At 60.6% G+C, this 21039-nt stretch carries 19 protein-coding genes and 2 tRNA genes; 6 read left to right on the top strand and 15 right to left on the bottom strand.

The window, feature by feature from the left end:
* Window positions 1–125: 125 nt before the first annotated feature.
* The 6 genes from AC0L2Z_RS17895 to AC0L2Z_RS17920 all read right to left on the bottom strand — a co-directional run bounded on the left by AC0L2Z_RS17895 (window position 126) and on the right by AC0L2Z_RS17920 (window position 7307).
* Entirely contained in the window at window positions 126–2909 is a 2784-nt protein-coding gene (locus tag AC0L2Z_RS17895; RefSeq protein WP_473628903.1) for a valine--tRNA ligase, read from the bottom strand.
* 220 nt (window positions 2910–3129) lie between these two features.
* Window positions 3130–4044 carry a PopZ family protein gene (locus AC0L2Z_RS17900; protein ID WP_473628904.1) on the bottom strand — a complete coding sequence of 305 codons (915 nt, stop codon included), beginning with the start codon at window positions 4042–4044 and terminating at the stop codon, window positions 3130–3132.
* A gap of 215 nt (window positions 4045–4259) precedes the next feature.
* Window positions 4260–5657: a TolC family outer membrane protein gene (locus AC0L2Z_RS17905; protein ID WP_473628905.1), complete on the bottom strand. Its 1398-nt coding sequence runs from the start codon at window positions 5655–5657 to the stop codon at window positions 4260–4262.
* A gap of 187 nt (window positions 5658–5844) precedes the next feature.
* Entirely contained in the window at window positions 5845–6513 is a 669-nt protein-coding gene (locus AC0L2Z_RS17910) for a protein-L-isoaspartate O-methyltransferase family protein (RefSeq protein ID WP_473628906.1), read from the bottom strand.
* Window positions 6514–6644: 131 nt separating this feature from the next.
* A tRNA-Cys gene (locus AC0L2Z_RS17915) sits at window positions 6645–6718 on the bottom strand.
* A gap of 328 nt (window positions 6719–7046) precedes the next feature.
* A complete protein-coding gene (locus tag AC0L2Z_RS17920; protein ID WP_023802589.1) occupies window positions 7047–7307 on the bottom strand; it encodes a hypothetical protein in 261 nt (86 codons plus the stop codon).
* Window positions 7308–7527: 220 nt separating this feature from the next.
* Here AC0L2Z_RS17920 and AC0L2Z_RS17925 point away from each other — a divergent pair.
* From AC0L2Z_RS17925 to AC0L2Z_RS17935, 3 genes are all read left to right on the top strand, one after another.
* Window positions 7528–7602: transfer RNA gene (locus AC0L2Z_RS17925), tRNA-Asn, on the top strand.
* A 1335-nt stretch (window positions 7603–8937) separates the two neighbouring features.
* Window positions 8938–9129, top strand: coding sequence for a hypothetical protein (locus tag AC0L2Z_RS17930; protein WP_287063668.1), 192 nt, complete (start codon window positions 8938–8940; stop codon window positions 9127–9129).
* A gap of 98 nt (window positions 9130–9227) precedes the next feature.
* Complete coding sequence (locus tag AC0L2Z_RS17935) at window positions 9228–9671, top strand: hypothetical protein (protein ID WP_128246819.1); 444 nt, start codon at window positions 9228–9230, stop codon at window positions 9669–9671.
* 749 nt (window positions 9672–10420) lie between these two features.
* Here AC0L2Z_RS17935 and AC0L2Z_RS17940 read toward each other — a convergent pair.
* The 4 genes from AC0L2Z_RS17940 to AC0L2Z_RS17955 form a co-directional block, all read right to left on the bottom strand.
* Entirely contained in the window at window positions 10421–10714 is a 294-nt protein-coding gene (locus AC0L2Z_RS17940) for a hypothetical protein (RefSeq protein ID WP_473628907.1), read from the bottom strand.
* Window positions 10715–11240: 526 nt separating this feature from the next.
* On the bottom strand, window positions 11241–11408 hold the full coding sequence (locus AC0L2Z_RS17945) for a hypothetical protein (RefSeq protein WP_473534020.1): 168 nt from the start codon (window positions 11406–11408) through the stop codon (window positions 11241–11243).
* 108 nt (window positions 11409–11516) lie between these two features.
* Window positions 11517–11813, bottom strand: coding sequence for a hypothetical protein (locus tag AC0L2Z_RS17950; protein ID WP_473497669.1), 297 nt, complete (start codon window positions 11811–11813; stop codon window positions 11517–11519).
* 186 nt (window positions 11814–11999) lie between these two features.
* Complete coding sequence (locus tag AC0L2Z_RS17955) at window positions 12000–12302, bottom strand: DUF6471 domain-containing protein (protein ID WP_287285440.1); 303 nt, start codon at window positions 12300–12302, stop codon at window positions 12000–12002.
* Between the two features lie 13 nt (window positions 12303–12315).
* On the opposite strand from AC0L2Z_RS17955, the gene AC0L2Z_RS17960 reads away from it, so the two are divergent.
* Window positions 12316–12696: a hypothetical protein gene (locus AC0L2Z_RS17960; RefSeq protein ID WP_473628908.1), complete on the top strand. Its 381-nt coding sequence runs from the start codon at window positions 12316–12318 to the stop codon at window positions 12694–12696.
* A gap of 281 nt (window positions 12697–12977) precedes the next feature.
* On the opposite strand, the gene AC0L2Z_RS17965 is transcribed toward AC0L2Z_RS17960, so the two are convergent.
* From AC0L2Z_RS17965 to AC0L2Z_RS17980, 4 genes are all read right to left on the bottom strand, one after another.
* Window positions 12978–13637 (bottom strand): SDR family oxidoreductase, encoded by a 660-nt coding sequence (locus AC0L2Z_RS17965; protein ID WP_473628909.1) that lies wholly within the window; start codon window positions 13635–13637, stop codon window positions 12978–12980.
* A gap of 111 nt (window positions 13638–13748) precedes the next feature.
* Window positions 13749–14642, bottom strand: coding sequence for a LysR family transcriptional regulator (locus AC0L2Z_RS17970; protein WP_473628910.1), 894 nt, complete (start codon window positions 14640–14642; stop codon window positions 13749–13751).
* 229 nt (window positions 14643–14871) lie between these two features.
* Window positions 14872–17112: a xanthine dehydrogenase family protein molybdopterin-binding subunit gene (locus AC0L2Z_RS17975; protein ID WP_473628911.1), complete on the bottom strand. Its 2241-nt coding sequence runs from the start codon at window positions 17110–17112 to the stop codon at window positions 14872–14874.
* A gap of 11 nt (window positions 17113–17123) precedes the next feature.
* Window positions 17124–17597 (bottom strand): (2Fe-2S)-binding protein, encoded by a 474-nt coding sequence (locus AC0L2Z_RS17980; RefSeq protein ID WP_473534025.1) that lies wholly within the window; start codon window positions 17595–17597, stop codon window positions 17124–17126.
* Between the two features lie 453 nt (window positions 17598–18050).
* On the opposite strand from AC0L2Z_RS17980, the gene AC0L2Z_RS17985 reads away from it, so the two are divergent.
* A complete protein-coding gene (locus AC0L2Z_RS17985; protein ID WP_473534026.1) occupies window positions 18051–18485 on the top strand; it encodes a glycine-rich domain-containing protein in 435 nt (144 codons plus the stop codon).
* Window positions 18486–18761: 276 nt separating this feature from the next.
* On the opposite strand, the gene AC0L2Z_RS17990 is transcribed toward AC0L2Z_RS17985, so the two are convergent.
* Window positions 18762–19064, bottom strand: coding sequence for a DUF982 domain-containing protein (locus AC0L2Z_RS17990; RefSeq protein ID WP_473628912.1), 303 nt, complete (start codon window positions 19062–19064; stop codon window positions 18762–18764).
* Between the two features lie 747 nt (window positions 19065–19811).
* Here AC0L2Z_RS17990 and AC0L2Z_RS17995 point away from each other — a divergent pair.
* Entirely contained in the window at window positions 19812–20552 is a 741-nt protein-coding gene (locus AC0L2Z_RS17995) for a DUF1236 domain-containing protein (protein WP_473628913.1), read from the top strand.
* Window positions 20553–21039 lie beyond the last annotated feature (487 nt).

Genomic DNA, 21039 nt, shown 5'->3' on the forward strand with positions numbered 1-21039 from the left:
AAAGCCGCCCGAAAAGCGCGTTCGCAGAACTCGCGAATCCGGAGCATCAGGCCCAAAAAGCGGAAGCCGGTTTGGCAAATCCGCTTCCTCAGCCGGTTAAACTCTCAAACACCAGAGATGATGGGTCAACCGGCTTCGCGCACGCGTGTCAGCGCCACCGAAAGCTTCTCTTGCGCCTCGCGATATTCGGCGAGTTTTTCGCGCTCGGCTTCGACGACATCTTCCGGTGCGTTGGCGACGAATTTGTCGTTGGACAGCTTCTTGTGCAGGCGGGCGATCTCTTCAGTCACCTTGACCAGTTCCTTCTGCAGCCGCGCCGCCTCGGCGGCAAGGTCGATCAGGCTGCCGAGCGGCAGGCAGATGGTGGCCTCGTTGAGCACGATTTGGGCCGAGCCCTTGGGCGCCGTATCGACAAGCGAGATGTCGCCGACCCGCGCCAGTCGCTTGATGGCCGAGGTCTGACGCTCAAGCCTTTCGCGGGTTGCGGTATTGGCCCCGATCACCATCAGCGGCGCGATCGCCGCCGGCGGCACGTTCATTTCCGAACGCACGGAACGGATGCCTGAGACCAGGTCGATCAGCCAGTTGATGTCGGCGGCCGCTGCCTCGTCCTCGAAGTCGGGCGACGGCCACGCGGCATGGCAAAGCAGCGACGGCCGTTCCTTGCCCTCACCCGATGTCTCAGCCCACAGCTCTTCGGTCATGAACGGCATCATCGGATGCAGCAGCTTGTAGATCTCGTCGAGCACGAAGGCGACGCAAGCCCGGCTCTCGGCCTTGGCAGCCTCGTCCGCGCCCATGAAGACCGGCTTCAACAGTTCCAGGTACCAGTCGCAGAACAGGTTCCAGACGAAGCGGTAGGCAGCAGTCGCAGCCTCGTTGAACCGATATGAAGTGATTCCATCAGTGATTTCACGTGCCGCGCGTGTCAGTTCCGTCAGAATCCAGCGGTTGACCGCCAGTTTGGCGTCGTTCAGCCAGAAATCGTCGTTTCTCGCGACGTCGTTCATCTCGGCAAAACGTGTCGCGTTCCACAGCTTGGTGCCAAAATTGCGGTAGCCGGCGATACGAGCCGGATCGAGCTTCACGTCACGCCCTTGCGCGGCCATCACCGTCAGCGTGAAGCGCAGTGCGTCGGCGCCATATTCGTCGATGAGATCGAGCGGGTCGATGACGTTACCTTTCGACTTCGACATCTTCTGCCCGTTCTTGTCGCGCACCAGTGCATGGACATAGACGGTGTGGAACGGCTCCTCCCCCATGAAATGCAGGCCCATCATCATCATCCGGGCGACCCAGAAGAAGATGATGTCGAAGCCGGTTACCAGCACGTCGGTCTGGTAGTAGGTCTTCAGCTCCGGCGTCTGGTCCGGCCAGCCGAGCGTCGAAAACGACCACAGCGCGGACGAAAACCATGTGTCGAGCACATCCTCGTCGCGGATCAGGATCTCGCCCGGCTTGAAATTCTCGAGTTTGTCCTCGACCCAGGCCTTCCACGGCCCTTCCAGCGCCAGATAATATTCGATCGCGGCGGCGAGCGCCTCCTCCTCGGTCTTCTCGACGAAGATGCGGCCGTCCGGCCCGTACCAGGCCGGGATCTGGTGTCCCCACCAGAGCTGGCGCGAAATACACCAGGGCTGAATGTTCTCCATCCAGTCGAAATAAGTCTTCTCCCAGTTCTTCGGCACGAACCTGGTACGGCCCTCGCGCACGGAGGCGATCGCCGGCTTGGCGAGCTCCGCCGCGTTCGCATACCATTGTTCGGTCAGGAACGGTTCGATCGGCACGCCGCCGCGATCGCCATGCGGCACGGCATGGCGATGCGGCTCGACCTTTTCGAGGAAACCGCCCGCCTCCATCAGCTCGATGATCTTGTTGCGCGCGACGAAACGATCGAGCCCGTTGAGCTCATCCCAGACGGCCCGACGCTCGGGCGTTATCTCCAGCCCGGCGAGAAACTCGTCATTGTCGGTGAGGGCGACCGCCGCCTCGACGGTGAGGATATTGATGGCCGGCAGCTTGTGGCGCCTGCCGACCTCGAAGTCGTTGAAGTCGTGCGCTGGCGTGATCTTGACCGCGCCGCTGCCCTTCTCCGGATCGGAATATTGGTCCGCCACCACCGGGACCTTGCGGCCGACGATCGGCAGGACGAGGTTCTTTCCGACCAGATGCCGAAAACGCTCGTCGTCGGGATGCACCGCCACCGCCGTATCGCCCAGCATCGTTTCGGGCCGCGTCGTCGCCACGGTGATGAAGGTTTTTGGATTTTCCGGATCGAAGACCTCGCCCTCGACGGGATAGCGGAAATGCCAAAGATTGCCGTTGACCTCCTGCTGTTCGACCTCGAGGTCGGAAATCGCAGTCAACAGCTTCGGGTCCCAGTTAACGAGGCGCTTGTCCTTGTAGATCAGGCCCTGCTTGTAGAGGGTGACAAACACTTCGAGCACCGCCCTGGACAGACCCTCGTCCATGGTGAAACGCTCTCGGCTCCAGTCGGCCGAGGCCCCCAGCCGCTTCAGCTGGTTGAAGATCGCGCCGCCGGATTCGGCCTTCCACTCCCAGACCTTCTCGATGAACTCATCGCGCGTCAGGTCGCGGCGGTGGATCTGCTTCTCCATGAGCTGGCGCTCGACCACCATCTGCGTGGCGATGCCGGCGTGGTCCATGCCGGGCTGCCACAGCACGTTCTTGCCGCGCATGCGCTCGAAGCGCACCAGAATGTCCTGCAGCGTGTTGTTGAGCGCATGGCCCATATGCAGCGAACCGGTGACGTTCGGTGGCGGGATGACGATGGTGAAGGCTTCCGCGCCCTCCTCAGCGCCTGCGCCGGCGCGAAACGCGTCGGCCTCCTCCCAGACTTTGGCGATCTTCGGCTCGACGATTTTTGCGTCGTAGGTTTTTTCGAGCATGGGAAGGCGTCCGGGCTGTCGGGTTTTTGCTGGTCCGGTGTAAATCGGAAGGTTTTGGCCAAGTCAACCGCGACGCGGCAGGCGAGCGGGCTCGCCCGCCATACAGATCGATCGGACAAGATCACAGGCAATGCCACTGCCGAGGCCGTAGGCATTGCATTGCGCATCAACGAAGACGTCGCCCGCTGCGGCGGGGTTCATCCGCCGACCGTCGGAATTATTACTGCGCGCCGCGCGCCACGCGTTCGATTTCTTCGCGTACCAGCCGCTCGACCAGCGTCGGCAGATTGTTGTCCAGCCAGTCCTGCAGCATGGGCCTCAGCATCTCCTCGGCCATCTCGTCGAAGGTTTTCTTGCTGCGGCTGGCGAACGCATCGGAAAGCTCGCCGAAGGCGGCGGCAACTTGCCGGCCCGTATGTTCGGAAAGGATCGCCGGACGAGCGGACGGTGCCTCGCTCGTCGCCGGGCGCGCCAACCCGCTTCGCGGCGCGGCGGGCTCGAAAGCAGGTTCGGCCGCGTCCTCCAAAACCTCAGCCTTCTGTTCGGCATCTGGCGTCTGTCGCAGCTCAGCCCTGTCTGGGGCCCTGTCCGGCCTGGCCGCGGTCTTCGCTTCGCTGATTGCGGCGATATCACGCCGCCACCCGGCAACGATACTGTCGGTCGTCTCCGCAACCCTTGCCATCGCAGGCGCATTCGGCTCCGGCTTGGCGGCCGGGGCCGCTTCGGCCGCGACCCTGTCACCAGCAAGCGTCACGGGCGATTTGACCGGAGCCGGATCGGAACGCACCGGCAGCTCCACGCGCGCGATGACAGGCTCGACAGCCGAGGATTGCGCCTGCACCTCGGTCAGCGTGGCCGGCCTCCTGGCGTCGAACCCCGGACGCAACTCGGCGCGAAACGCGCCTGCCGCTGGTGGCGCCCCGCCTGCCGCTGGTGGCGCCCCGCCTGCCTCCGGCGGCGCCTCGCCTGCCGCCGGTGCCGGTGCCGGCACGGCTACCGACGTCAGATCCTGCAGCAGGTCGTCCGTATCGTCCGGCTGCTTGCGGCCGGTGTCGTTGTCCTCGATGATCCTCCTGATGGAGGCCAGTATTTCCTCCATCGAAGGCTCGCGCTGTACGCTGCTTGCAGTCGCCATCGTCACATCCGCCGCCCTTGTGACTCGTTGCAGATTTCCTGTCCGGCCAAAGCCGGATTCGAATCATGGCAACAGCGTAACCCACGGATCGCCTTAGGAGAATCCCCAATCTGAGGGCATGTTGGATTTCAACAGATTAGAGCCCGCGCGTCCTTTTTGGAGGCGCGGGCTCTAAATAGCTTGAAACTGGATGGAAGTTGAAACTGGTGAGGTGATCAGCGGCCGTCTGGCGTGCGCAGGCCAAACCACTTGTCTTTGACCGCATTGTAATGTTCTTCGGGTCTGTATTTCGTTACCTGAAGGGCGAGACGCTCGACCGAAAGACGACCGACAGCCGAAAGGATGGCATAGCTCGCCACCACCAGATCGCGTTCCGAACTGGCCTGGTTGATCTTGGCGGTGATGAGGGTGGCCTGGGCGTTGAGAACGTCGAGCGTGGTGCGCTGGCCGACATTGCGCTCCTCGATGACGCCGCTCAAGGCAAGCTGCGCGGCGGCGATCACCTGCCTGTTAGCCACCACGCTTTGCTGGGCGGCGATATATTGCGTCCAAGCCGAGGTCACCGCTTGCCGCACGGTGTCGCGGCTGACATCGACCTCGATCCGGGCCTGGCTGAGCGATTCCTTGTTCTGACGCACTATCGCCGACGTCCGCCCGCCCGAATAGATCGGTATGGTCAGCGTGGCACCGATGTTGGCCGTATTGGTTGTGCCATCCCCACTGCTGAGGGGATCGTTTTTGATATAGTCACTGGAAACGCCGGCGGAAGCCGAAAGCTGCGGCAGCAGCGCGCCTTCGGCCGATTTCACCGAAAACGCCGCCGCGTCGACCAGATGCTGGGTGGCGAGGATGGCCGGGTGCTCACTGGATGCAATCGCGATCGCCGAATCGAGGTTCGACGGCAACAGGTTCGCCAGCGGCGAAGCGGCCCTGAGCCTGCCGGGCTCGTCGCCGACGATCTGGCGATAAGTCGCAGCGCTTGCCAGCGCCTGCGCGCGGGCGGCGGCCAGTTCCGCCACGGCGGAGGAGCGCTCGGCATCGGCCTGTGCGACGTCGGTGCGGGTGCCTTCGCCGACTTCGAAGCGCGAGCGCGCCGCGCGTGCCTGCTCGGTCAGGAACTGCAGGTTCTGCTCCGTCAGCACCGCCACTTGCCGATCGCGAATCACGTCCATGTAGGCGCTTGCCGCATTGAACAGAATGTTCTCTTCGGTATTGCGCAGGCTCTCGACCGAGGCGCGGACCTGCGATTCGGCGGCGGCGACGTTGTTCTTGGTCTGAAAGCCGTCGAACAGGGTCTGGTCGATCTGGACGCCAAAGTTGCCGGTGGTTATCGCGATTTTTCCGTTCTCCCCGGGGATATTTCTCCGGGCATCGAAATACCCCCTGGAGTAGTCGATGTTCGCGGAACCGGTGATGGTCGGGCGCCAGCCGGACTTGGCGATGGCAACGCCCTCATCGGTGACGCGGACGCCGGCGCGCGCCGAATTGAGCTGGGAATTGTTCTGATAGGCTTTTGAAAGTGCTCCGAGAATGGTTTCCGCCGAGGCGCCTAGTGGAGAAAGCGCGGTCGCCGAAAGGAAGGCGGCAAAAAGACTCTTGCGTAAAGACGGCACGTTATTCCCTCATTCGTTTTGCATGGGAACCACACCGCGCCGGCTTCTCCCATTCGAGCAGCCGGCGCCGTGTGTTTCAGGTTCCCTGCTGTCTGCCCCCAAAAAGAACACCCCGGTTGTGCGGATCAGCAACAATTATTCAAGCGCAAGCGAACACGACAACGGCTTTGCTGCAAGCCAAAATCATTCAGAACTCGAACGCACGGATACGTTCGAATCCCGGTAGTGGCTTAATTGCCGCATTAAAGGCGCCTCTTCCGGTTACACCCCCCCCTGTTTTCAGAAACAATCGGGCCACGCCCGAATTGCCCTGCCCTTCGACGGCGACGAGCCGACCGCCTTCGGCAAGCTGGTCGAGCAGCGGTTCCGGCACTTTCTCGACGCAGCCGCCGATGAAAATGACGTCGTAGGGTGCCCCGGCGGCATGGCCTTCCGGCAGCGGTCCGTTGACCACGCTGACATTGTCGCAGCCCAGCGCCGAAAGCGTCGACATCGCGGTCTCGGCCAATGCCGGATCGCTTTCCAGCGTAACGACCGACTTTGCCAGCCGCGACAGGATCGCCGCCGCATAGCCGGTGCCGCCGCCGACATCGAGCGCCGAATCGCCAGGGCCGATCTCGGCCAGTTGCATCAGCTTGGCCAGCGGCGAAGGCTCCATGAGATAGCGCGGGCCGTCCGCGGTATTGGCAATGCGGATGTCCTCGTCGATATAGGCCAGATCGCGCTGATCGGGGGCGACAAAGGCCTCGCGCGGCACGACAAGCATCGCCTCGAGCAGCGGCGCGCTGGTTACGTCGGTGGTGCGGACCTGGCCGTCGACCATTTTTACTCGACGTTCGGCAAAATCAGCGCTCATGTTCCAACCAATCCGCCCAAGACCAACCTGTTCAAGATCAATCCGCCCAAGATCGATCCGCTTGCCGCGCCAAGACCGCGGCTCATGTCGACTGGAACCCCCTGGCGCTGGTGCGCGGGAGCTTGGGCAACTGGAGGCCTCGCCCGGAATCGAACCGGGGTGCAAGGATTTGCAGTCCTCTGCGTAACCACTCCGCCACGAGGCCTCATTGCTCCCGGCGTTCCACCCGGTTCCAATAGGTTGCGGCGAAAATGCCGTCAAGCGGCCATGGTGCATTCCCGACGGTTTCCCCTCGGCCACGATGCCACGCGTCGAGCCAACGACACGCATGCTCCGAGAACCGGAGCGCAGCGGACATTAGAGCGCTGCGCTTCCAATTGGACGCGCGGCGCCGTAGGTAAGCGCAGAACCGCCATCATCTGGCCGTCGGAGCAGTATTTCCAAACAAGGCTCTCAGCCAGTCCGGGCATTTAGCCAGGTCGCCGGAAAGACGCCTTCGCAGGGCTTGCCGGCTTGCGAAGTCGGTACAGCCGTCAGTTCGGCCGCCGCCGCCGTTCCCACCAGACGACGAGGCGGCGCCGGTGGCGACGCACCACGGCAAACTCGTAGGAGAGCACAAGCAATCCGATCGGCACCATCCAGAAGCCCAGGATCGGCAGAAAGCCGAGAATGCCGCCGAAGATCAGCACGACGCCGATTGCAATCCTGAGGCCGCGCGAGCGCGGCATGGTGAACTCACGGCCGAAGACCGATATTTTTCGTGCCGGTGGGTGGTTGTGGCTTGCTGCGCTCATGTCTGGTCAGTGGTCCGTTCGGGCAAACTAAAAGCACTAGCTGACGAAAGCCGCAATCGCCTTTTCGGTTCCGCGCACCCCGCCAGACGGCTCATATGAGGACGCCCGCACATGATTGCCAGAAATCGTGGCGCGAAAAAGCGCCGAAAATACGAAATGCTTCTTTGCAAAGCCGAAACGGGTTTGCTATAGGCTGCGCCACTCACATGAGAGCCTCTGTTCCCCGGTAGCTCAGTGGTAGAGCAACCGGCTGTTAACCGGTTGGTCGCTGGTTCGAATCCGGCCCGGGGAGCCACATTTTCAAGCACTTAGATACCAATCTGAACTCTGCAATTTCGCAGGCAACTCGCTCTGGGCTACATTCCGGGCTACATCTGAGGCAACAAGTGACTTTCGCGTTTGCTTTCGTCACTCGACGATTGGCGTTCGTCGCAGCTGACCCGGCGCTTAAGCGGTGCGCCCGACGCGCATGGCCTTCTAGCTACCAAGCTGTGCAGCCTTGAGACGTCCGACGGTCAAGGTTCATCACTTACGCTGGCGCTGGCGCCAGGTCGGGCCGAAAGCCGTTCGAGGTCAGTGAGTGGATCGAGCGCGTTTTGCGTGGTGCCAACCGGACATTAAATCAGACCTTGTTGGAGATTGCTGCTGCTGCTGAGGAGCAACGTTTGGATAGCCATGCTGCTGGCCACACTTTCGGCTACGCGGGCTTCGTGGACGGGAAACCCAGGTTGCACGCGATCACATCGCGAGTTGAAATGCGAATGCGGGTCAAAGACAAGAACTCGCCGGTGGACACCGGAGGCCACACCAGGTTTCGGGTGATGAATTTCAACCTCGGCGACCGAGTAGACAATTGCGCTCGCTCGTGGGAGCGGTGCCCAACATTTCCCGCCGCACGCAATTATACAGATGATGGCGAGGCAGTCTGCCAAGGCTCGCACGAAAGAAGTTGCTGCGGATCGTCTTTGCGCGTGGTTTAACCACATCAACCGAGAGATCAGCGCGAAAGAGTCCGCAACTGTCGGGCCTGAGGCAGTTTGCGCATGGAAATTCGCCGGAGGCGGAGGTGCGCACATTGCCTACGATGCCAACGGCCAGCGGAGTAACAACGCTGGCTTGTTGCCAGCAATTTCAAAAGGCTTCCCGCTGAACCAGTTGCTCCAGCCAATGTGGGACCAAATGCAACTGCGAATGAAAGGGTGGAAGCCGGGGGATCCTCCGCCGGTACCTTCCCGCGAGGACTTGGAGGAATTGAACAAGATCGCCCGGTCGATCGACACTAGACCGCAACGAAAATTCTAAAGACACCCCGCCTTGGTCAAATACCCGCCACCGTGAGGCAGCGGGCGCCGTATGACCGCACTCTGCTTGACCTTCAGGCAGCCTCGAATCCGCCGGGGTCGAGTTCATCCCCGAGAACGGCGGCGGCGCCGGGGTGAGGTTGAGGAAGAAATAACGCGGAAATCGTCAGCGCGCCCTTGCACTTGAAACTACACTTTTATGCGATAACCCTTTATGCGGATTGCTCTGGCTTGCCTTTGCGCCAGATCGGCGCGATGCTGCCCTTGGGAGTTGTCAAAGGAGAGATCTCCAGCAGCACACCGCTACCAGGAGGTAAGCGATGGGTCCTATGGAAAAGCCGCCTTATGTGCCGACAGAGATTCATGTCGGAACGGTCACGGACAAGATCGGCAATCTCGGAATCCTCTCAATCCAGACGACAGAAGGCCGCCTGGATGTTGCGCTTGACCGCCAGGCAGCGGAGGCGATCGTCAATGCCATTAGCGCAATTCGGAGGAAGCTTGCATCGAACCAAAGCTAGTGGCCTAGTCGTTCAACATTCTGCCGGTAAAAGCTTTCTAGTGACTTCCGCTTTTGCGGTTGGAGGGGCATCAACTGAAACGGCTTTGGAGATTCCTGATGCACCTCGTCATAGCAGCACTGAGATGGCAGTCCAATCGTTCGAAGGCAGCACTGCTCCTGGGATCGGCACTTTTCGCCGCTAGCGCATCCGTAGCATGGGCCGATGCTCTTGAGGTTTTGCAAGGCGTATGGGTCGGGGAACGCACCGACTGCACGAGGGTGTTCGAGAAGATCCAGGGGAAAGTCCGCTTCAAGGACCGTACCTATGCGTCCGAGCACGGTTTCATCATTACCGGCAACAAGGGAAAGGGCCCGGTTGGGGGCGCCTGCACGATCTCGCAAGTCAACGAGGAGAACGACCGCTTCTCCGCCCTATTAACCTGTGCGGACGCTGTTGTATCCCGGAACTTTTCATGGTCATTCCGCATCATCGACGCAACCCACTTTGAGCGCTTTGATGCGATGGTTGGTGCCTTTAAATACAAGAAATGCGCGTTCTGACTAAAGCGTTGAACAAGCCCGCCCGACACCCACTCATGGAACCGAGTCTAGGCTCATCCGATTTGAGGGCTAGAGGAACCGAACACAGCCGTCTTGCTAAGTTAGCAGCGATGCTTGAGCGGCCTACAGTCTTCCCAGCCGGCGAACCTACCCCGTTTGCTGGTTAGGCCCGGCGGCCGGCTGTTGATCACCCCCAATAGTGGCTGTCGGGCCGCTCGAACTTGCGGTGATGGCTGAAATGCAAAAAGCCCCGCCGCTCCATTTGCGAAGCGGCGGGGCCCCCCACTCGCCCCGATGCTGACCATGCAATTGCGGCGCCAGCAGCAAATGACCCACTGTGGGACAGGCCCACGGGCGCCGTGGTTTTTCCGTGCCGTACAGAGCCTCGCCAGCGTGCGTTCCCGCTGGCCGCTGTCCTACACCGCCGAAGCACCTCGCGCGTCCTGGCGGCCCCTTGTGCCAGCGCCGGCACTCACTCTTTTAGGCACCAAATTGACTCTAGGCTCATCCGATTTGACAGCCAGGGGAACGGAACGTGACCATTTTACTAAATTACCAATGATGCATTTAGCCGCCTATGGTCGAAGTAGCCGGCGACCGTCCCGCAGACGCCACCCGCCGGTTAGGCCCAGCGGCCACCCACCCAAACTCCAACTGGCTGCTGGGCCGCCCATTGACTCTCGCTCTCGCTACTCAAAGCTCGGGCTGCGACGTGCACACCTTCGCCGTGCGTAACGGAAACTCAGGCGCTATAGAAAATACCTGCCAGCGAGGGCGTACCAGGCCAAGCCCAACATTGAGAGCACATACAGAACCAGGAACGGAAGCACGGGCGGCTGGCTGTCTAGGACGGCGTCAGCTTCTTCCCATTCCTCAACCAGATTGCGATCCCGCCACGCCTCCGTGACCGCGAAACCGTCCGGCCCGATTTTACCCTCAATCTCTCTCGAAATTCTGTTCGTGATATCGGCTAGGATCACTGGATCCTCGGGCAGGTTGCCCGGAAACCACTCAGGAAGATTGTCGCCATCGTTCTTGTCCATGGCGCCAACAATGTTTCTGCCTCACTTATGTTCCAAGTTGCTGAGCAAGATGGTGGCTGCCGAGCGAAGAAAGCACTGCGCCTAAAACTTGTAATACGCCCTATCCACGAGGGCGAAGCACTTGCGAAGGCAATCATTGAGACCGTCGCAAGGCTAGAGCGCCGCGACAGCGAAAATCCGTGACGCCTAAGCTCGGCGACGCTCTTCGGACCCCAGCCCTGCCCTGAGTGCCTCCAGGCTGTTCGCGCCATTTCTAAATAGCAACATGACTAGCCACGCGGCGTCGTCACGGCCTTGCTCGTCCGAAATCCCACGAGTGAGGCAATACTCGTGCAAAGCTTGGCGAAGAATGCTGAGCTGTTCCGGGTCAGCTATTCCTGTGAAAGGCATCGGGCCAACTCCCTTTTGCGTTAGGGCGAAAGCGATCGACACTTTCAATCGCCCCTGTGCCGTTCGAAAGCAGGCGACGGTTTATTGTATGAGATCGGGCAGAAGAGTCTATTCGGAAGTTGGTGGAAAAGCCCGCCTACCGCTTGGCAGCGAGGGCCTTTGCTTCCCGGAGCAGCGATGCCCAATGGAGCCCGAGGAAAAAGATAAGCTCTCGGGCCTGTTCTTCAGTAATGCCGGTTTCTGTGACCAAGCGTCGAACGACGACTTCAGGGTTGTTCGGCGTTCTGTCCTGTTCGTCAGCCATAGGAGAAACTCCTTACGTTGGTAACTTCGCTATCTAGCGCTTGTTCCCAAGCGCGTGACATCGCTCGGCTTATTGCCAGAGGCTGGCGCAACGGAAACTCAAAGCGCGCTATGGAAGATACCAACTAGCGAGGGCGTACCCTGCCAAGCCCAACATAAAGAGCGCATACAGAACCAGAAACAACGGAACCACGGGCGGCTGGCTGTCGATGGCGGGGTCAGCTTCTTCCCATTCCTCAACCAGATTGCGATCCCGCCTGGCCTCCGTGACCGCCAAACCGTCCGGCCCAATTTTACCGTCGATCTCTCTCGAAATTCTTTTCGTGATATCGGCTAGGATCACTGGATCCTCGGGCAGGTTGCCAGGAAACCCCTCAGGAAGATTGTCGCCATCGTTCTTGTCCATGGCGTCACCAATGTTCTCTGCCTCACTTATGTTCCAAGTTTCTAATGTGAAATTTTGACCAGATCCGGCCACCTCAACGGCGTGGTAAGGAAAGGCGGCTGTCGGGGAACGACACAACCAACCCTCAACCAGCCACCCAGACAAGCAGTGCGACGCCGATGAAGAGCATGGCCCGTTGGGCCTGTCCTAAACTTCTAGGCTGATTTGCCGGACGCCGATCACTTCCATGCACATCATGAAAAACGCGGCGGTGAAGCTGCCCCGGCTTATCTTGTTGGCCAGATTGCGCTCGCTCTCGTGCGCCCCTCGTTCATTCAATTTCTCGGCGAGCAGCGCATAGGTTATGCCCCGGCGTTTCAGCTCGCCCTTCAGAATGTTTTTTGCTTTTTCCTCATAGAACGCGGTGGGGGAAACATCGTCGGACATCATCATTTCTCCTGCGAAAAACACCGCAAATGATGATGTACCCCCTTGCATCTGCTGATTCAAGATCCCACATCCGATGTCCAACATCATCGGATGTGATATGTCTCGGCGATTTTTCCTCCTTGTGGTTCTTTTCCTCAGCCCCTCATTGGCCATGGCCGGGAAGAACGATGCCGAGTGGAACCCGCCCGCCCGCTTCGATCACGCCTATACCGGCCAGTTGACCGTGCGTTATCTGCCTCAGAAGAAGGTCGTCACGGCTTGCGCAAAGCTGTTTGCCGAATACATGGTTGCGACGAAGTCATCCTTTACCCAGCGCGGGTGCTCAGCGATCACCAACAAGACATCCTGCACCGTGATTGTGATCGACAAGACCTTTGGGCTAGCTACGCCGAAGGCAGTCCTTCGCCACGAAATCGGCCATTGCAATGGCTGGTCGGCGAGCCACCCTGACTAGTACTTCGGGTACGATTGCAGGAGCATCGAAACGAGCGCGCTGCTGCTGCTGGTAAAACTGACCACACGGTTGCTCTGCAGCACAGTCGGATGATCCCAGCCCCAACTTCTCGTATGGCTGCCTTGGGTGTCCTCGCCCTGCTCTGTCAGATTGGTCCAGGTGATGTTGTTCGTGTTGCGCTTGCCCTTGTCGCCGTAACGGCGTCGCTACCGGCCAGAAACTGCTTGGGCGGATTGTCCATGCCGGCGATTTTCACAAGGGCGTCGCCAAGTTTGGCGGGGTCACCCTGCTGCTTGCCGTTGTAGCCGGACCACATGGCTTTGGCGCTGCCTTCTGCAGCATAGTCGTCGATGGTGCTGCTGCCTGGCGTTCTGATCGTCGAGGAGGTCGGTGCGGAAAAAGCCCGGCGCGACGGCTGTGACAATGATGCCGAATTGAGCGACTTCCTGAGCCACCGACTGCGAAAGGCCTTCGACGGCGAACTTGGCGGCGCTACAGGCTCCGCAATGCTTGAATCCGATGATTCCGGCGAGCGAACTGACGTTGATAATGTGTCCTGAGCGCCGCTTGCGCATGACCGGAATGACCGCACGCATGACGTGAACCACGCCGTGCAGATTGGTCGAAATCAGCCCATCGAATTCAGCGGTGGTCAACTCTTCGAAATTGCCGAGCAGGCTGTAACCGGCATTGTTGACCAGAACGTCGATGCGGCCGAACGCCTCCATCGCCTTGTCGACGGCCGCCTTGGCCTGAATTGCATCGGCCACGTCCAACTGGACGACCGCAAGTCTGTCGCTGGCGACACCACGCAGGGCGTTCCTTATCTTGTCGGGATTGCGGCCGGTGGCGACCACCCGATCGCCTGCTCCCAGTGCCGCCCTGGCGGTTTCGGCGCCGATGCCGCTGCCAGCCCCTGTGATGAACCAGACTTTGCTCATATCCAACTCCTGTTTTCGATGATCAGGAAGTTAGGTGATGGCGCGCCGGCCGATTAGACGGCATAATCGGCATGAAGTTAGAAATCACATTGATAAATGATCGGCCACCCCTTACCCCCTGTATCGGAGGGCGTCGACCAGAAGCGTGAAGGCGGCAGTATGCTGCCGCCGGCTTGGATAATAGAGGTGGTAGCCCGAATATGGCGGGCACCAGTCTTCCAGCACCCGGACCAGGCGGCCGTCCGCAATATGCTGGGATATCTGGTTTTCGAACGTGTACACCAAACACAAGCCATCGACTGCGGCATGCAAGAGCATCTCGCTGTCGTTGAAAATAACCGGTCCATTGACCCGGACCTCAAGTTCGACACCGTCCTGTTCGAACTCCCAGGCATAAAGGCCGCCCCCGGTGTTCTGGCGATAGCTTGCGCATCGGTGTTCGCTCAAGTCGCGGGGTGTCTGCGGGGCGGGATGATTGGCAAAGTAGGCCGGGGATCCCACGACTGCCATCCTGACGTCTGGGCTGATCCGGACCGCAACCATGTCCTTTTGCACCTGTTCACCCATGCGGATACCGGCGTCGAAGCGCTCTGCGACAATGTCGGTGAGACCTTCATCGACATGGACCTCAACCATGATGTCGGGATAATTCTGCAGCAGTTTCGACAATACGGGCCACAGGACAGTTTGGGCGGCATGCCGGAACGTGGTGATGCGAATCGTGCCTGCAGGCTTGTCGCGAAGCGCGGTGAGCGCAGCAATTTCACTGTCGATATGGTCGAATGCCGGCCGCAGGCTGATAAGCAGCCTTTCGCCTGCCTCGGTCAGCGACAGGCTGCGCGTCGTTCGCGAGATCAACCGCACACTGATCCGTTGTTCGAGCATGCGCACCGCATAGCTGAGCGCGGATTGGGAGAGGCCGAGCTTCGCGGCCGCGCGTGTAAAACTCCCCTCCTCGGCAACCGCGATAAACACAGCCCATTCGCTGAAGTCGCCTTTTCTCACCTATAAACCTCATTTCTGTATCCATGAGGATTATGGCAGATCATCAGCATACCTGTCTCGTCATATTTATGCTCCGCGCGCCCCGACGGCACGAGTCAGCATCAGGACTGCCTGGTACTGCGCGGATTCCGAACGCCCCGATGGCAGCCGAGCGCCGACAAGGCGTTATCTGCCTTGCTCGCTGCCGGAACAGCACGCAGCGAGCAGAAGCGGTCTGGCGTAAAAACGGCTACTTCAGATTGAGCGGCAATTGACGCAGCGGTTTTCCCGTGAGCCGTGCTATTGCGTTGGCAAATGCCGGCGCCAATGGTGGTAAGCCGGGCTCGCCCATGCCCGTGGGCGGTTCGGCGCTAGGGACGATGTGGATGTCGAATTCCGGCACGTCCGTGATGCGCGCCACCGTATAGTCACTGAAGTTGCCCTGCTCGACGACGCCGTCCTTGAGCGTTATTGCAGAGCCTGCCAAGCACATCGACAAGCCCATGATCGCCGCGCCCTGTACCTGCGCCTCCACGGTCAGAGGGTTGACGGCCAGATTGCAGTGAACCCCGGCCGTGACCCGATGCAGTTTAGGCTGTCCATCGGCAACAGAGGCTTCCACTACGTAAGCGACCACTGAGCTGAAGGACTCGTGCACCGCCACACCCCAGGCCCGCCCCTCGGACAATTGCGTCTTGCCGTACCCGCTCTTGTCGACGGCCAGCTGCAATGCGTCACGATGGCGGATGTGCTGATCGCCGAAGAGCTGCATGCGGTAGGCTACAGGGTCTTGGTCGGTTGCACGCGCTATATCGTCGAGCAGGGTCTCCATCACATAAGCCGTATGGGTGGAGCCGACGCTGCGCCACCACAGAACCGGCACGTTGTCCTTGGGATGATGCACCGTCAGCCGCATTGGAAGCGGATAGGGAGCCCGCATGCCCTCCGTCGTGGCGGCGTCGATGCCGTTCTTCACCATGAACTGCTCGAACACGGTTCCGGTAAGTATCGACTGGCCGACGATGCTGTGATCCCAGGCCAGCACCTTGCCTTGATTGTCAAAGCCGATGCGGGCGCGGTGCAGGTGCAGTGGACGGTAGTAGCCGCCCCTCATATCGTCCTCGCGGCTCCAAAGCGTACGGATCGGTGCATTCAGCCCCGCCGACCTGGCGGCCCTGGCTATTTCGCAGGCCTCGACCACGGTGTCGGAGGTGCTGGAAAAGCGCCGACCGAAGCCGCCGCCCGACATCTGCACGTTAAGCACGACCTGTTCCGGCTTGAGGCCGAGCGCGGCCGCGGCAGCGGCGGCATCGGGTCCGGCACTTTGGCTTCCCATCCAGATCTCGGCACGATCATCGGCAAGCCGTACCGTGCAGTTCAGCGGTTCCATCGCCGCGTGGGCGAGATACGGGAACACGAACTCAGCTTCCAGCTTCAGCGGCGCCGTTTCCAATGGCACCATGTCTGAATCGAACTGGCGCGGGCCGGGCCGACTGGCCATCTCGCGATAGTGCGCGAGTTGCCGTTCGCTATCGACCTTTTCGACGGCAGATGTGTCCCACTCCACCTTAAGGGCATCGCGGCCCTGAGACGCCTGCCAATATCCGTCGGCCACGACGGCCACGCCCTCGGCACCGCGATCCAGCGGCACGCGCAGGACGGCCCTCACGCCCTTGACGGCGCGGGCTGCGCTGTCATCCAGGGTGGCTATCCTGGCTCCGAAGACCGGAGGACGAGCCACCACGGCCGTCAATTGTCCCGGCAGCTTGAAGTCGATGCCAAAACTCTGTTGGCCGCTGCTCTTGGCTTGAGCGTCCAAACGCCGGGTGGGCTGGCCGATGATGCGGAAATCCTTGGGATCCTTCAGCGCAATCTTCTGCGGCACTGGCAAGGCCATGGCCGCTTCGGCAAGTTCTCCATAACCGAGCTTGCGGCCATCGGAGGCCAGAACCGCGCCGGCCTCGGTTCGCAGAGTGGACGCCTCCACGTTCCAGCGGGTCGCCGCGGCCGCCAGCAGCATGGCGCGAACACGAGCACCCAGCTCGCGATACTGCGTAAAGCTGTTCTTGATTGTGTTCGAACCGCCGGTAAGGTGCATGCCGAAGAGCGGATCGACATAGGCCATGTCATTGGTGCCGAGTTGGCTGCGCACCAGGTTCCAGTCCGCATCGAGTTCTTCGGCAAGGATCATGGGCAATGCCGTTTGGACGCCTTGACCGAACTCCAGCCGGTTGATTGTGACCGTAACCTCTCCATTGGGCGCGATGTGGACAAATGCAGAGGGCTGCTCGGTCGGCTTCAGACTGGCTGCCGCCTCATCGGACGACTGCGCGACTGCCAAATCAGGGAAAATGCCGACAGCCAGGCCGAGGGTCCCCGTCAGCTTGAGAAAGCTGCGGCGTGGCATCGCCTGGACCGTCGTTGAACGGCCCCGTTCCAGGATGTGTTGCAGCGCACGCGGCAGCTCTTTGTGATCCATGTTGGGGAACATATGCGTCTCCTTCAGACGAGGGTGCTGGCGGCGTCGGCTATAGCGGCGCGGATACGGGCATAGGTTCCACAGCGGCAGATGTTTCCGGCCATGGCGGAGTCGATCTCTTCGGCGGTCGGCTGCGCGCCGGGCGACAGCGACGCGAGCAAAGCCGTCGCGCTCATGATCTGGCCGCTCTGACAGTAGCCGCATTGTGCCACGTCGTGCCTGACCCATGCAGCGTGGACAGCCGAGCCGACACGGTCGGTGCCGTCGGTTGTCTTTTCAATCGTGGTGATCCTGCCGCTTTCAACGGCGGAAACCGGTGTGCTGCACGAGCGGATTGCCTCGCCATCCAGATGCACCGTACAGGCGCCACAGAGCGCTGCGCCGCAGCCGAATTTGGTGCCGCTCATTCCGAGCGTGTCACGCAGGACCCAAAGGATCGGAGTTTCGGGGTCAACGTCAATCTCGTGCTCTCGCCCGTTGATATTCAGTGAGATCATGGCCGGTAGGTTCTCCTGGGTTGCTCCACCCGAACAGGTTTCCCAAGCGGCCTGGGGCTTCCCGGCCGACTGAGACATTGGCAATTTGGTGGCTAGCGCTAAAGCTAGCTCGCCGGGCGATGCTGGATTAGACTGCGCAATTTGCATGACCTTAGAAACGTGGTTTCTGAATGCGTCACACAGGCGAGGCACGTCCGCGTTTGCGCGGTCAGCGCCGGCATTGCCGTTCACTGTGTTCAAAGAAGGTGCGCAGTGGAACTCAGCAAGCCGGGTCGGTCGATTGGATCGCCGAGCTTGCGCGGAATGGCTGCCCTCTCCCGGCGGAGTGGGCATAATTGCAACGGAGTTCGCCGACGATGATGCGGAGCTAGAGAGACGCAAACACGTACCCCACCGGTGTATTCCACAGAATGTGCTATAGTTCTTGTCGTTCCACCGTCGATGAGAGGGCAGATGAGCGGACCAAGCGACCTCAATCTCTGGCACCGCATTGAAGGCTACAATTTCGATCAACCCGACATCGATCTGCCCTTCTCGGCCAGGCTTGCCCGAGAAAACGGCTGGCCGCCGGAGTTTGCGCAGCGTCTCGTCGAAGAATACAAAAAATTCGTCTACCTGATGTGCGTCTCTGACGAGATGCTGACCCCTTCGCAGGAAGTCGATGAAGCCTGGCACCTGCACCTCGTGTACACCCGTAGCTACTGGGACGATTTCTGCCGTGGTGTGCTGGGCAGGGATATCCATCACGAACCGACCGAAGGCGGTTGGGTTGGACGCCTTCCGAGAACGCCGCTCCGAATCGGCGAGCGCGCAGGTAAAGCCCGTCGAACAAACAACGTTGGAAGGGGAATCCTCGGAGGCCCGGCGAACTTCCGCGTCACGCCATAACCGATCTGGCGAACTTTGCTACGCCTTTCGTCGTGGCGAAACCCAATGCCGCCTGGCTCGGCGCCACCCTAGGCGACCCCACCTCCCCCGCTCCCTGCGGCGCCGGCCATCTTTTCGCTAATGTAATGCATGTCGCGCAAAAGCACGCCCTCGGGCAGGAACTGAGGGTGCGCAGCGGTTTGCAATAACGGCATGCGTAACCACAAAAACCCCAAGCGCGCCGCATGCGTCGCACGAGTCCATTCCAACGCAACGCGCCTCAGGCAGCTACATCGGTTAGGCAGTAACGCCACCGCGACCGGTTTTCTGTGCCGTCATCCAGGGCATTGCTGCAGAGACGTCCTCGAGGATCTTGGCCGATCTCGCGAAGCCGGCGAAGGCCTCGCGTGCAACTGAAATGGGAACCTGGCCATCATAGGCGCGCTGGCAGGCGCGGAACGCCGTGTCAAAGATTGGCCCTCTGCGATTGTTCGGCCATTCCTGCAGGCACTCGAAAGCATCGGCCAAGCATTCGATTTCCTCCACCATGAACTCCCCTTTCCTGACGAAAACAGGCCGGTCGAAAGTCCTGTCGTTCATTACAACCTCCATTCAACTGAACGAGTGTTTGAGCTTCCACGAGAGCCGTGAGCGACGGCTGCGGAAAATATGTGAAGCGCACTTTTTGCTGTCAAGGAGCGGCCAATTCGGGACTGAAGCAAACCTCCTCGCAGGACAGGGACCGCATGCGGAACGTCGCTGTGTAGCGCTGCAACCCGCAGCCGAGGACGGGCGAACGCCATCGCTCCCGATGAAACCGAACTCTCGCAAAGGCCGTCGGCAGCATTCGTCACGCCGGAAGGCCTGGACAACAGCAGAAAGCCCGCGCCCTCGGGGAGAAGACGCGGGCTGACCGGAGCTACCGATCTCGCAGCATTGTATGAGGGGACAATACTACGCTGCTGGCACCAAACTGTCCTCGCAGGACAGTGTTCCAGCCTCACAGGCTGGCACAGGCAAAAAAAGCCCGCCGTACCCGCAGGTGCGACGGGCGATCAAGCGGTCAAGCACGGCTTGGGGGGCTGAGATGTGCCCGGTGCGCGCGGACCGAGAAAAATCATTCGCGTGCCGGCTGCCCGGCGTCTACCAACCGCCAGTTGGAAGAGTGGGCCGAACGGAGAGCCCGCGCCTCTGCTGGAACAAGGACACGGCCTATTCGGCGCGCTCGCTGGCTCAGTCCGGCGCGCGCCTGGACGCGGCTTCCGCGCCCGGTCAATTCGCCTGGAACAAAACATTCCAGAGGTGGTTTTCCCCATGAAGGGACAGACTTTTCGAAGGAGACGTCTCGTGAAAAAAGTTCTGATCACCAGTATGCTGGCCATAGGCGTTGGCTGTGGCGCAGCATTCGCTCAGGAACAGCAGCCGGCCCAAAGCCAGTCCGGCACCGACTGCCCGGCCGGCTCGGCCGGTTGCCCGGAAGGTGCGATGGGCGAACAGGGTAAGGCCGGCGCCACCACCAAGGAGCAGGCTCAAGGCAAGGCGAAGATGCAGACCGACGAGCAAGCCCAGGGTAAAGCCGGCGTAACCACCGAGCAGCAGACTCAAGGCGAGGCTGGCGCCACAACCGAGCAACAGGCGCAGGACAAGGCCAAGACCCAGACCGAGCAGCAGCCCCAGGGCGAGGCTGGCGCCACGACCGAGCAACAGGCGCAGGACAAGGCCAAGACCCAGACCGAGCAGCAGACCCAGGGCGAGGCCGGTACCACCACCGAGCAGCAGACCCAGGGCGGCACTACTCAGTCACAGGATGAGACGGAGACCGGCGCGATCAGCAATGTGACCGTTGAACAGAAAACGGAAATCACCCAGATCCTCAAGGAGGAAAAGGTCGAACCGGTTGCCGACGTCGATTTTGACATCTCAGTGGGTGTCGAGGTTCCGCGGCAGAGGGTTGAACTGCGTCCTCTGCCACGGCGAATCATCGAGATCGTCCCAGCTTACGAAGAGTACCAGTATTTCGTGTTGGCCGATGGCCGTATCGTCATCGTCGACCCGGATACATTCAAGATCGTCCTTATTCTGGCCTGACGCCCTAGTTCGGGCTAAACGAGGGGTCCGCTGCCCCCACGGCGGACCCCTCGTTTGCATGGACCAGTCTCTGCCACCAAAGGCACGGCTATTACGCCTGTTCAAACTGACAGGCTTTCTGCGTGTCGAGGTTTCTTCAGCCGCTTCCCACCTGGATTACATCTGGACGGCGTCCTCCCTGCTCAAAAGGCCTGAGCTAGGACTTCGGTCTGGCGGCTTGCCGACCATGGGCTGGCCCAGGCAGTGCTTTGGTCCGGGACCGCTATGGCAAAAGCCTGAAATGGGGGAGTTTGTAGGAACCGAGCTCCTGCTGGCGTCGTTGCGATCCCGACACCGTGACAGGAGGCTGCAATGGACCCCAGCATTCACCAGGCACGTTGGCTGCTTTTTCCGATATTTGGCCTGGCGTTCGGGGTTGGAGCCGTTGGGCTTTTCATCGGCTGATGAGGTCCACCGATGAAGGCAATGCACTCGCGCAGTTATGAGT

This window comes from Mesorhizobium sp. WSM4850 (assembly GCF_055811735.1).